Source organism: Vibrio qingdaonensis, assembly GCF_026191675.1.
Classification (GTDB): Bacteria; Pseudomonadota; Gammaproteobacteria; order Enterobacterales; family Vibrionaceae; genus Vibrio; species Vibrio qingdaonensis.
The window spans coordinates 11,852-24,588 of sequence record NZ_JAKRRY010000008.1 but is presented as its reverse complement, the minus strand read 5'-3'; the positions used below and the strand labels follow the sequence as shown (position 1 = coordinate 24,588).

Below are 12,737 nucleotides of genomic sequence, written 5' to 3'. Positions count from 1 at the left end.
AAATACTCATTTTCATCGAGTATTGCGTAAAACGTCGAGCTGTTGTGGGCAAAACGATGAAGCCATGCTAATGAGAGGCTTTGGTGTGGCTACGATCAAAAAAGAAGGACCTGAGTCCTTCTTTTTTTCATTCTATCTACTGCTTACTACAGAGGGTCATGCACAATGCATACGCTGTTATGACGCAAGCTTTGGCTTCATAATATCTGGGATTGGCATTCTGCTATCTTTAAAGCTAAACCAAAGATACGTTACCGCAATCAGGTAAAACAAATAGGACAATGAGAAGACAAGTGGAGATGAGATTAAGTCATAAGACACACTGACACCGACGCCAACTACCGTTACAGTCAATTTTGCCATTGTCCCTAATAGTAACAAACCCATCGCAAATTGCGGATACTTAGTGCTAGCAAATGCAATAAGGTAACAAGCCCCTACCGCTAATGCAGCGATAGAAAATCCAAGCATATAGGAATGGATATGATCAGCGGCCACATAACCCGCCCCAACCGAAAATCCAAGTAACATACCGATTTTTGCAATGAACATAAATCACCTCGAAAAGTAGTAAAAATAGGAATGAAATGTCCATTTTCATTTTTGAAAACTCATTTTGTCTATATTGTCATATGTCTTTAAGGCAATTACAAGCTCAATATTTAACCAGCAATCTTATTAAAATTGCCATTCTTAGGGCAATTACAACTCAGTAACATTGGAAATGTTCACTTCCCTTTCGTTACAGTATGTTACGTAATTTACTTAATTGCTCGCCAGTTATTTTAACAAAAAAATTACATAAAAATAAATCTGGTTACTTTAAGTAATTTGTGATCTGCCCATGCACATTAATAAGTTAGATCAAGTTTAAACATTATTTTTTACATATTATTTACAGTGTGCTGTTTATTTCAATTAATTCAAAGAAATCGATTCCAATCACATTTTTATTGGTTATAATCCGCGCTCCTTTGCGTCGTCTGTTGATAAACGCAAACTAAATTTGAAAATTTGTCTAACCCCCGAACATTGTTCGAAATACCAGAGAACAAAAATGAGCAAGATTGATAAAGCCATGCGAATCCTTATTGCAGGATTCTGTATCAACCTTTGTCTTGGCATCCTGTATGCTTGGAGTGTATTTAACAAGGCCTTAGTAAGTGAATGGGGTTGGAGTGCTGCTGACGCATCTTCTCCTTACGCAATCGCGACAATCACTTTTTCGCTTTGTCTATTAGTGGCAGGTGTACTACAAGATCGCATGGGCCCTCGTAACATCCTTATTTTAGGTGCTACGCTAACAGGTCTTGGCATGATTGCTTCAAGCTTCGCAGAGTCTGTGCTTGTTCTTAACATCACTTTCGGTGTAATTACTGGTGCTGGTATTGGATTTGGTTATGCATGTTTGTCGCCTTCTGCGATGAAATGGTTCCACCCTTCTAAGAAAGGCATGGTCAACGGTTTAATCGCTGCTGGTTTCGGTTTAGCGGCTGTGTATCTTGCACCGCTGACATCTGCGCTGATTACCCAAATGGGTATTAGCTCTAGCTTCATGATCTTAGGTATTGGTATTTTACTTATTGCCGTGCCACTCGCAGCGACGATTAATAACCCACCAGCAGGATACCAACCAGCAGAACCTAAAGTTAAAGCTGGACAATCCCCTGTAAAAGTAAAACAAGCTGTCGACATTTCATGGAAAGCAATGCTTAAGACGCCACAGTTTTACGCGCTTTGGGTAATGTACGCTTTGGCTTCTGCGACTGGCCTAATGATTATCGGCAACATTACTAACATTGCTAGTGTTCAAGCCAACCTACCCAATGCAGTATACCTCGCATCTATCCTAGCGATTTTCAACTCTGGTGGTCGTATTGGTGCGGGTATTTTGTCTGACAAAATTGGCGGTATTCGCACACTGATGCTTGCGTTTATTCTGCAAGGCATCAACATGATTTTGTTCGCAACCTTTGATAGTGAATTCACATTGATCATCGGTACTGCACTTGCTGCACTCGGTTACGGTACATTACTGGCAGTATTCCCGTCTCTGACCGCTGAATTCTACGGCCTGAAAAACTACGGCACCAACTATGGCGTACTTTATACCTCTTGGGGTATTGGCGGTGCAATCGGTGTCGCAGTGGTTGGTTACTCTATGACCCACGGCGGCGGTTATAACTTGGCTTACACCATCTCAGCAGCAATGATGGGTGTGTGTATTCTTCTGTCTTTCTTCACTAAACCTATTACTGAAGAAAAAGCAGCAGAACTTAAAACTGCTTAACACATTAAGCGACAAAAATTGCAGCGTATCGCATATTAAGCCTGACATCATGTCAGGCTTTTTTTTGTCCAAAATAACAAATCACTAGATCTTTAATCGAATATAAACAAAAATTAGTAACATACTAACAAGGAGATATACGCGTTTTGACACGCTGCATTGAGAGCATATTATGAAAATGAAACAACTTGTTGTCTATTTATGTATCGTCGTTTTTGCTGGTTGTACGACTTACGCTGGACTCAATTATGATGAATTGTTTGGTAAGCCAGAGGTAAGAGAACGAACCGTTTCGGTTGAATCGACCCACGCTGACTTCTTTATTAATGAAGTTAAGCCCATTATTGATAACCGATGTGTGGTTTGTCATGCTTGCTACGACGCACCATGCCAACTAAAAATGTCTTCGGTTGAAGGTATCGATAGAGGTGCCAGCAAAGCACTTGTTTATCAAGGGGAACGGCTAACAGCCACGCAACCTACCCGCCTCTTTGAAGACGCCCAAAGCACTCAAGAATGGCGAGAAATGGGCTTCTTTCCGGTTCTTAACGAACGCGATCAAACACTATCTGCCAATTTAGATGCTGGTCTTATCTCACGTATGCTCACGCAGAAAGCGCGTCATCCATTACCGGAGACCACCCAACTCGAAGGCTTTGATTTTTCGGTTAATCGCCAACAAGTCTGTCCAACCATTGAAGAATACGATGCCTATGAGCAAGAAAACCCTTTATGGGGAATGCCTTTTGGTATGCCAAATATCGACAATGATGAATATTCAACATTAGTGGCATGGCTAGGTAACGGCGCTATGATGAATGCCCCACTTCCATTGTCCAAAGACGAACAAACTATGGTTGATAAGTATGAAGAGCTTCTTAATACCTCATCACTTAAAAACCAACTCACTGCCCGTTATATCTATGAGCACCTCTTTTTAGCAAACCTTTATTTTTCTGAGATAGAAGGTAAGCCACGCTTTTTCAAAATTGTTCGTTCTAGCACTCCACCCGGCACACCGGTAAAACGCATCGTGACGCGCAGGCCTTATGATAACCCCGACCTCGTGCGAGTCTACTATCGGTTGATTCCGAACCAAGGCACCATTGTTGATAAGACACACATGCCGTTCAAGTTAAACGATGCCAAGCTTGAATTGTGGTATGAGTGGTTTATTGAGCCTAACTACACCGTTAACACCTTGCCAAGTTACGATATCTCCGTCGCAGCGAATCCAATGACGGCATTTGAAGCATTGCCTGTTAAAGCTCGCTTTAATTTCATGTTGGATAATGCGCAAAACACCATAATGGCTTATATAAAAGGTCCGGTTTGTCGTGGTCAGCTCGCGCTCAATGTCATTAATGACCGATTCTGGGTCTTTTTCATCGACCCCGATACGTCGGACATTCCAGAAGTTGTCGATTTTTACAAAGAACAGGCCGATAACTTAAAACTGCCAAGTGAAAAAGAAAGTAATACCGTACCTATTACCAACTGGGTTAAATACTCCAACCAACAAGCGCGCTATCTAGAAGGTAAGTCAAACTTCATGAATCAGTGGTTTACAGGCGGTAAATACTTAACCACGGACTTACTTTGGAAAGGTAACGGCAACAATCCTAATGCAGCACTCACCGTGTTCCGCCATTTTGATAGTGCGTCAGTGGTGCAAGGCTTAGTAGGTCATCCACCTAAAACAGCCTGGGTTCTTGATTATGCCCTTTTGGAGCGTATTCACTACTTGTTAGTGGCAGGGTTTGATGTCTATGGGAATTTTGGCCATCAACTTATCACACGTATGTTCATGGACTTTTTGCGTATGGAAGGAGAAAGTAACTTTTTAGCGCTATTACCAAATACGATGCGACACAAAGAATTCAGCAGTTGGTACCAAGATCAAAGCCCACAATTTAGTACCTTTTTACAACGTAATGTCGCGCCGTTCAGTCAGCCGACCCAAGTGCTATACCTCACTCAGAATTACAAGGCAGAGTTGTTTAGCAAAATTAAAGCAGAATTGGCACCGATACTTAGCGACCGATACCAAATTGTCAATACGGGTTTATCCAGTAAAAACGAAGCGTTATTGAGAACTGTCGATGATATTCAGGGTGAAGGTCTCAAATCTGTACCGCAGATCACTATGCTTATGATTGAGACAAATAAAGGCGATAATCAATTATTCACCCTTCTGCACAACAATGCACACGTGAATATTTCCAGCCTGTTTTCAGAAGAGAATAACCGTGATTACGCCAACGATAGCTTTACTCTTGTTCGCGGGGTTATCGGTAGCTACCCAGCCGCCTACTTTTCAATCAAAGAGAACCAAGTGGAAAAATTTGTTACTCAACTCAGATCAATTGACGATGAAGATGACTACATAAAACTACTCGACAATTATGCGGTTAGACGAAGCTCTCCTGAGTTTTGGCGCTTTAGCGACCAAGTGCATGAGTTTTACCAACGTACACAACCTGTCGAATTTGGACTCTTGGACTATAATCGATTTGAGAACAGGTAAGCCGATTTAACCACAAGTAAATCGACTTGAATTGAAATAATAGGTTAATGACATAATTAGTTGACGGCATAGTTAATGGACACTTTGTCAGATTACGCTTAGTCCGTTGACGACATTATTGATTAACCGCATAGGTGCTCTATTGAACACTTCGGAGGTGTATGATGAGCATTAAAGATAGCATTGAGGCGATCGAACAACAGATTTACGTGGCGTGTTCCGATGGTGATTATGATGCAGTTAACATGCTTGAGCATCAACTGAATCATCTTCGAGAGCTTTCTAACCAAGAGCCAGAAGACACACAATCTTTCGATCCTTCAAGCGTTAAATTTCAAGATAAACCCAAATAATGATTAAAGTGAGGGCTCTTAATGAGCCCTTACTTTTTGGTGGTTACAAACCTTTGGATTAGCGAGTTAATCTAACTAATATGTTATTTAGAACCGCTACTGACTGAGCTTTAACGCTAACAATATGGTCAACTAAGCGAATATAATCACCAATTGGGTCTTGCGATTTTTCAATGGTTAAACAATGTTCAAACAAGGTTGTTAAACCAAGCGCTCCTGCTGATCCTTTTAGTTTATGCGCTAAATCTTTAACACGTTTAGCCTCTCCTTGCTGAGCAGCACGCTCAAGCTCTTCCAATGTAACCTGACTGGATGAGGTAAATGCATCGACGATTTTGGTCATTCGCGTCACGCCTAAGACTTTGACATCTTGCTCTAATACTTGCTCATCAACCATTGTTGTATTCTTCAGCCCCATATTCGCCTCCATATCGACCTCAATTAATGGTATGGGTGCCGCTCTCAGTTCTCGTCCATGTATCTTAGACTGAATAAGAGACTTTAACGCTTCTCTATCAATCGGTTTAGGAAGGTACCCATCAAAACCTGCTCTGAGATACCCTTCAACTTCTTCAGTAAAGACATGCGCAGAAACGGCAATCATTGGGATTTGTTCATCACCGTTCGTACTCTGTGATTTCAGGTTTTTCATCAAGGTAACGCCATCCGTGTCGGGTAGATTAATGTCCAGCAACGCGATGTCGAAATCATTTTCAGTGAAAAGTACCTCAGCATCGGCACCATTCTCGGCACAGCGAACGTGATGTCCCATATTCACCAAGAAACCTTCCGCAACCATGAGATTAACTGGATTATCTTCGACCAGTAGTACTTTTGCGCTTACAGCATCAGCCCGACCAATTGGCTCATAGACATCTTGCTTGTCAAATTCACTGGTTTCTAGCGGTACAATAAACCAAAAACGACTGCCTTCACCTAAAGAGTCGACATAGATTTGGCCATGCATCGCATTCACCAGTTTTTGGCTAATCGCCAAACCTAAACCAGTCCCGCCCGATACACTTTTGCCATGACTAGCCTGAGTAAAGGCATCAAACAGTGCAAGCTGATCGTTGGGGCTAATACCCATACCTGTATCAGAGACTTCAAAGACTAAACAGGTCTCATCATCCGGATCACGGGATACGTGAATAGACACTTCTCCTTCGTCAGTAAACTTAATGGCATTCCCTACTAGATTGTTGAGCACTTGGCTCAAGCGTGTTACGTCGCCACAATAGACACTTTGAACGTCAACATCGATACTAAACTTAAATTCCAACTGCTTTTCCAACGCCTTACCATGCATCAATTGATAGCAATCTCGCACCATACGAGTAAGGTCGAAAGGGTTGTTACGAATATCCAAATGGCCAGCTTCAATTTTAGAATAATCCAAAACATCATTTAAAATCGCGAGCAGATTTTGCCCACTGCGGTTAATCACACCGAGATAATGCTGCTGTCTCTCATCTAACGGGGTTTCTTCCATTAATGCCGCCGTGCCAAGAACGCCATTCATTGGGGTACGAATTTCATGACTCATAGTAGCAAGAAACGCGGTTTTCGCTCGGCTTGCTTGCTCTGCATCATTTCTCACTTGGGCGTGATTTTTTACTTCTCGGTTTAAGCTCGCGTTACTGTTTTGGAGTTCAATCGTTCTGTCTGCGATCGTTTGCTCTAGGTGTGCTTTATGTTCTTGAAGTGCCTTACGAGCACTGGCTTCAGATTCTGCCACCGTTTTGAGTGATTGAGCGGTATCTCTTGCCGTAATAATAGCCTGTCCCATATGAGCAAGCTCGTCGTTGCCCTTCACTACTAAATCGACCTTAAGTTGCCCTTTTGCAATAGACAGCAGTGCAGAGGAATACGCTGCAAGTCGTTTGACCACCGATAGATACACCACCCTCCAAACAATAACCACAACAATGACAAAGCTCAGAATAGACAGTAAAGTCAACGTCAATTGTGCGTAATTCAAAGTCGATGAAAGTTGAGCAACCGCCTGTGACGTCGCGGCATTAGACTGATCAACCAGCTTCGCTACGGTTTTGTTCAAAGCAGTCAATTGGTCAAGTGTTTCTTGATTTAAGGTTAGCGAATGTCTGCCTTCAAAATTGGTTTGCTTCATTAACGCGAAGACATCCGCCCCTTGCTCAAGCTGCGCCAACAGTTGGGTCATCTGCTTTGATCTCGCCGGATCTTCAACACCTTGCACCCGTCTTTTCATAATCGTGATGTTATATTGGTAGGACGACTGCAACTCTTCAATCCGCTCTAACACCGTTACCGTGCGTGACTCTTCTATCTGATTAAGTGTTTTAAACGCTAACAAATGCAGTTCGTGTAAACGCTCCGACAGATCGAGGTCTATTTCAACCAGGCTGTCCAACGCGTCCAGCGCATCTTCTTTCTTGTTTTTTTCGAGTAGCCCATAAATATGAGTAACATTTGCGACTGCGATAGTGCTTGTGTTCAGGACTTGAGTACGAGTGAGCTCTTCTAATTCCTGTGCTGCTACACGCAGCTGTCCAACTTTTTCTAGTATCGACTGGTCCAATTCAATGCGACGTTCAACCGACATTCCGAGCTCGATAAGTGAATCAAGGATAGCTTGTACATCTTGCTCCAATTGACCAAGTAGTTCTGAATCAAAAGAGTCAGAACCTAGTGTTTTAATATGACTAAGTAGCGACTCTAGTTGGCCAAACAGTTTTTTACCCGCCTGCTGATGTTGTACCTTCGTTTTGGCATTAGACAATGTTTGTACCGACGCGATGATACTGGTGCTCAATTCAGAGACTTCACGAGCTTCCAGCATTGATGGCATCGCTGCCTCAACAACCTTCCTTTCAGTTTTGGCGACTAATGAAAACCCAGACACACCGATCGCCGTCGAGAACAACACTAAAAGTGCCATGACCGCGAATGAGAAAAATAGTTTACGTCCAATACTAGCTTTGGCGAGTAACATGCATGACTCCGTGAGAATCCACTTCTTTACACTCTGATAGTACGCTATATTTTGCATGGTTCGATCTTCAGTTGCTACTAAACGATGAGTCCATGTCAAAAAAAATGAATTATTTTCCAATTGTTAGCGCAATTGCATTCATGCTCAGTACGACAACAATCCGTGCTGGTGAGAAACTATGCGCTATCTACCCTCATTTGAAAGATTCTTACTGGCTATCTGTCAATTATGGCATGGTAGAAGAAGCAAGGGCGTTAAACGTCGAGCTTAAGGTGTTTGAATCCGGGGGCTATCCAAATATTGAAAAACAGCGTCAGCAACTCAAAGCTTGTAACGTTTGGGGGGCAGATGCCATTGTCTTGGGCACAGTCTCTCCAACCGCATTTCAGCATGACCTAGGCGCATATACTGGTGATACGCCTGTTTTTGCGACCGTCAACCATCTCATCGTCGATGCAAATCAAAAAAAGCACGTAAAAGGCATCGTTGGGGTCGACTGGTATTGGATGGGGTACAAAACCGGGCAATTTCTCGCGAATAAGCATCCCAAAAATAGCGGCAGTGTTGAACTAGCACTACTGCCGGGGCCGCAATCAAGCGGCGGGACCAAACCCGTTATTCTTGGTTTTCTCGAAGCCATCAAAGACTCCGATATAAAGGTCACCGATACGCTTTGGGCGGACAACGACAAGGAGTTACAGCGTAACCTGGTGCAGCAAGTGATTGAAACAAGACCGAACCTTCGCTATATCGTCGGTAGCGCTGTTGCCATTGAAGCCGCAATCAGTGAAGTAAGAGCAGCAAACCTTAGTGAACACGTCGATTTACTGTCCATCTATCTCAGTCATGGTGTTTATCGCGGATTACTGCGCAACAAGGTGACGTTTTCCCCTACTGACAAAATGGTGGAACAAGGTCGATTGTCGATACAACAAGCGGTGTCCTATCTACGACATGAGCCTTACGGTCATGACCTTGCTCCTCACATTAAAACGCTAACACCTGACAACCTAAGTGTTGACGCGATCGAAGAGTCATTGTCACCCACTGGCTTTCGACCTATTTTTAATGTTCATTCACACTAATTGTCACACTTGTTATTAAACCTAATTGATTGATAACGTAAGGACGATTACCATCGAATACCCTATATGAATGTGAAATTCGCGAGAGTTTGTTAATCCAAACAGAACCGACGCTTTTAGCTTTTAGCTTTTAGCTTTTAGCTTTTAGCTTTTAGCTTTTAGCTTTTAGAAAAAGTAATCAATATCGGACGATGGCCAAGACATTCCCATTGGTAGAATTTCAATAACTCAGGATAAATGAATGCAAAAGAAAATACGTACTATGCCTGCACATAAGCATATCGCACTTGTGGCTCATGACCATTACAAGCCTGAGCTACTTCGTTGGGTACTGGAAAATAAAGAAAAGTTACAAGGTCACTTCCTTTATGCAACAGGCACAACAGGTAATATGTTAAGTAAAGACACTGGGTTGGCGATAAAAAGCATGATCAGTGGCCCTATGGGCGGTGACCAACAAATTGGTGCGCTTATTTCAGAGGGTAAGCTGGATATGCTTATTTTCTTTTGGGATCCACTTAATGCGGTTCCGCATGACCCTGATGTTAAAGCCTTACTTAGGATTGCGAGCGTTTGGAACATTCCTGTCGCAACTAACCGCGCAACGGCTAATTTCTTGTTTGAGTCAGATCTACTTGGCAAAGAAGTCGATATCGAAATCCCTGATTATGACGCTTACCTTGCGGAGCGTACATAAGGCTTACCCACTCATTATTAATAAGGCGCCACAGGGCGCCTTATTTTTTGTAGCGATACAGATTCACAAGCGATATTCGATCACACAGGCAATTATGCGTGAAGATAACCTGTCGCCATGAGGTAGATGGACAATATTGCCATCAAGACCAACAACACTTCTAGTACTTTGTCTTTGCGGGCATAAACGCTTTCACCGAGCTTGATTCGTTTTGAATGAGTGTAGCGAAAAAACGGAATACCAATTGCGTACAATATGGTCGCCATTAACAAGAACTCTACACCTGCAGCAGTAATCAACCAAATACAATATGCCGCGGATAATGCCGCGATAAGCGCATAACGTTTTGATTTTATCGCCGTCGACTCGCTTCCAGAGAGCGCGATCTTAAGCAGATATAAGCTACTGAGCAAATAGCAGGGTAACACCATCACTGACGCGATATTAATCGCCGCCAAATACACGTTTTCAAACAGAACCACCATTAATACCAATACCTGCATAAAACTAGTCGACATGTTTAACGAACTCGATGGCGCGCCGTTTTCATTTGTTTTTGCAAGAAAGCTTGGAAACTCTCCGACTCGTCCGGCTTCAAATGGCACCTCGGCGACTAACATCGTCCATGCGACTAACGCACCGAACACCGACACTAACACGCAGATATTCACTAATAACCGTCCCCATGGCCCAACCGCATGAGCGAGCAATGAAGCCGCCGAAGGGTTCGATAATAGCGCAAGTTCTTCTTGAGGAAGAATGCCATAGGCTAACACTGAAATTAATGTATACATGGTAATTGCCACTAAAAAACCAATGAGTGTCGCTTTTCCAACATCAGATTTTTTCCTCGCCTTACCAGACAGTACGACTGCACCTTCAATCCCCACAAAACACCATAGGGTCACCATCATGGTACTTTGAACTTGCGAGAAAACGGTGCCCAGATTGTTTTGCTCTCCCCAAACATCGACAACCATGCGTTGCGGATCAAATGTGGCCAGCAAAATACAAATAATCAAGGTAAGACCAAGCAGTTTGCCCACCGTCGAAATAATATTGATAAATGATGATGCTTGGACGCCACGCAAAGCGATAAAGTTCATCGTCCACAATAACCCGGAGCAAAGAATGACTGTTTCGATACCATGCTCTAGCAATACTGGGAAAAACAATCCGAGAGAATCGTTGATCATGACTGAAAGTGCGACATTTCCCATGCAGCTCATGATCCAATAACCCCACGCAGAATGGAATCCAACGTATTCGCCAAAGCCTGCCTTTGCATAAGAGAAGATACCCGAATTTAAATCGGGCTTATGCTCTGATAACAGCTTGAACGTATGCACTAACAATAGCATCCCAGCTCCAGTTATTACCCACGCAAGAATAACCGCGCCGAGAGAAGCTCGTTCAGCCATATTCTGAGGAATGCTAAAAATACCACTTCCGATCATTGAACCGAACACGAGTGCAATCAGACCTATCAAACCGACAGAGTTTTTATTCATTTTTTATTCTCAATAAAAAAGCAGAAGCTCTAACGAGAAGCTCCTGCTTTAAATCTTTTGGTTTATTATATGTATTGACCACCTATTCTCAATACAAAATCCGAACTTAATTGCGATTAATCAATTTTAAATATCGCAGTTAAATACCATACCAGAACATTACACCAAATATATATATGTTAAGATATTTGCTTTACAATGTAGCCAGCGTTCATCACAAGCCATTAACTCAATCATCACAACACGCGAGCACCTAGTTAGATGTTTCTTTTGTGTGCGCTCATAAGCTTATTCGCTCATTACCTTATACACCTTTACTTGAAACGTGGTTAAGGTGCTCAATCATCGCGCTATTGACCTCGGTATAGTGTTCATATTGAAGCACATGCCCTGCATCTTTCAAAACAACCAAATTAGTATGTTCACCTAATAACCGCTGCACTCTCGGCGCATCGTCAATCGTAATCACTTTGTCACTGGTTCCCCATAACAGTAATTTCTCTATCTCGAACTTACCGACTTGCTCATAATTCAAAGTTGGGTCCTTATTTATGACGTGGCGCCCTGAACTAATAATCGCTCTTCTAAACCCTTTAAATTGCATTTGACGTTCAAATTTACTTACCCAGTCAGGTTGTAGTTCAGGCTGAACCAAATCATTGAGTTGGTTCTTAGCCAGTGATGGAATAAAGAACGTATAGCCCAACCATTGCCCAATGATGGGATTCACTAAAGGGCCGATATCAATCGGTTTATTAAACGGCGCTAAGTAAATAACACTGAGTATTTTGCTCGGAAATTGGCTAATAAATGCTGAGGTAATGGCTCCCCCCATTGACAACCCAACAATATGAAATGGTTGTTCACCAACCACCTTCGAAGTTAACGATTGAATTTGATCGACAAATAGCTGTGTATCATATTTAGTCGAAGGTCTAGCTGAATAACCTCTACCGTAAAGATCAAACCGTAAAACTCGGTAGCCAGCCTCGACTAAGGCTGGCACGTTTTTGTCCCACATATACGATGGAGCAGAAAAACCATGGACGAGCACCACGAGTGGTCCGTCGGGGTTGCCGGTTAGCTCATAATGAACCGCGCCATGAGTCAACTCTACAAACTGACCAGGAGCCTCTGAGCGGTTCACTTCATTGAGCTTATAACGCTCTTTGTTTCTAAGTGCTGGAGGAATCCAAACACAACAAAACACAATTAGTACTATCCAAAAAATCATTCTAATATAACCCTACACTTATTTTATATACTCGTGAGCACGACTCTTCGTCACAGTCATGGCCTC

Annotated in this window: 9 protein-coding genes; 5 read left to right on the top strand and 4 right to left on the bottom strand. The window is 42.6% G+C overall.

Annotation, left to right across the window (positions count from 1 at the left end; genetic code table 11):
• Positions 1 to 177 precede the first annotated feature (177 nt).
• Positions 178 to 552: an NADH:ubiquinone oxidoreductase gene (locus MD535_RS08080; RefSeq protein ID WP_265674367.1), complete on the bottom strand. Its 375-nt coding sequence runs from the start codon at positions 550 to 552 to the stop codon at positions 178 to 180.
• 505 nt (positions 553 to 1,057) lie between these two features.
• Between MD535_RS08080 and MD535_RS08075 the strand changes: the two genes are divergently transcribed.
• From MD535_RS08075 to MD535_RS08065, 3 genes are all read left to right on the top strand, one after another.
• Positions 1,058 to 2,290 carry an L-lactate MFS transporter gene (locus tag MD535_RS08075; RefSeq protein WP_265674366.1) on the top strand — a complete coding sequence of 411 codons (1,233 nt, stop codon included), beginning with the start codon at positions 1,058 to 1,060 and terminating at the stop codon, positions 2,288 to 2,290.
• A 172-nt stretch (positions 2,291 to 2,462) separates the two neighbouring features.
• Positions 2,463 to 4,817, top strand: a complete 2,355-nt coding sequence (locus MD535_RS08070; RefSeq protein ID WP_265674365.1) for a fatty acid cis/trans isomerase — start codon at positions 2,463 to 2,465, stop codon at positions 4,815 to 4,817.
• A gap of 164 nt (positions 4,818 to 4,981) precedes the next feature.
• A complete protein-coding gene (locus MD535_RS08065; protein WP_265674466.1) occupies positions 4,982 to 5,170 on the top strand; it encodes a hypothetical protein in 189 nt (62 codons plus the stop codon).
• A gap of 58 nt (positions 5,171 to 5,228) precedes the next feature.
• Here MD535_RS08065 and torS read toward each other — a convergent pair whose 3' ends face one another.
• The gene (torS, locus tag MD535_RS08060; protein WP_265674364.1) at positions 5,229 to 8,144 is read right to left on the bottom strand and encodes a TMAO reductase system sensor histidine kinase/response regulator TorS; all 2,916 of its coding nucleotides are present in this window, start codon (positions 8,142 to 8,144) and stop codon (positions 5,229 to 5,231) included.
• Between the two features lie 104 nt (positions 8,145 to 8,248).
• On the opposite strand from torS, the gene torT reads away from it, so the two are divergent.
• Both torT and MD535_RS08050 read left to right on the top strand, forming a co-directional pair.
• The gene (gene torT, locus MD535_RS08055; protein ID WP_390902909.1) at positions 8,249 to 9,229 is read left to right on the top strand and encodes a TMAO reductase system periplasmic protein TorT; all 981 of its coding nucleotides are present in this window, start codon (positions 8,249 to 8,251) and stop codon (positions 9,227 to 9,229) included.
• Positions 9,230 to 9,470: 241 nt separating this feature from the next.
• Positions 9,471 to 9,926, top strand: a complete 456-nt coding sequence (locus tag MD535_RS08050; protein ID WP_265674363.1) for a methylglyoxal synthase — start codon at positions 9,471 to 9,473, stop codon at positions 9,924 to 9,926.
• Between the two features lie 92 nt (positions 9,927 to 10,018).
• On the opposite strand, the gene MD535_RS08045 is transcribed toward MD535_RS08050, so the two are convergent.
• The gene (locus MD535_RS08045; protein ID WP_265674362.1) at positions 10,019 to 11,437 is read right to left on the bottom strand and encodes a basic amino acid/polyamine antiporter; all 1,419 of its coding nucleotides are present in this window, start codon (positions 11,435 to 11,437) and stop codon (positions 10,019 to 10,021) included.
• Between the two features lie 304 nt (positions 11,438 to 11,741).
• Entirely contained in the window at positions 11,742 to 12,671 is a 930-nt protein-coding gene (locus MD535_RS08040) for an alpha/beta fold hydrolase (RefSeq protein ID WP_265674361.1), read from the bottom strand.
• Between the last annotated feature and the right edge of the window lie 66 nt (positions 12,672 to 12,737).

Excerpts from the sequence above, each read along its gene's own strand:
- MD535_RS08045 (WP_265674362.1), bottom strand. The coding sequence starts at position 11,437 with ATGAATAAAAACTCTGTCGGTTTGATAGGTCTGATTGCACTCGTGTTC.
- MD535_RS08070 (WP_265674365.1), top strand. The coding sequence starts at position 2,463 with ATGAAAATGAAACAACTTGTTGTCTATTTATGTATCGTCGTTTTTGCT.
- MD535_RS08040 (WP_265674361.1), bottom strand. The coding sequence starts at position 12,671 with ATGATTTTTTGGATAGTACTAATTGTGTTTTGTTGTGTTTGGATTCCT.
- torS (WP_265674364.1), bottom strand. The coding sequence starts at position 8,144 with ATGTTACTCGCCAAAGCTAGTATTGGACGTAAACTATTTTTCTCATTC.
- MD535_RS08050 (WP_265674363.1), top strand. The coding sequence starts at position 9,471 with ATGCAAAAGAAAATACGTACTATGCCTGCACATAAGCATATCGCACTT.
- MD535_RS08075 (WP_265674366.1), top strand. The coding sequence starts at position 1,058 with ATGAGCAAGATTGATAAAGCCATGCGAATCCTTATTGCAGGATTCTGT.
- MD535_RS08080 (WP_265674367.1), bottom strand. The coding sequence starts at position 552 with ATGTTCATTGCAAAAATCGGTATGTTACTTGGATTTTCGGTTGGGGCG.
- torT (WP_390902909.1), top strand. The coding sequence starts at position 8,249 with ATGAATTATTTTCCAATTGTTAGCGCAATTGCATTCATGCTCAGTACG.
- MD535_RS08065 (WP_265674466.1), top strand. The coding sequence starts at position 4,982 with ATGAGCATTAAAGATAGCATTGAGGCGATCGAACAACAGATTTACGTG.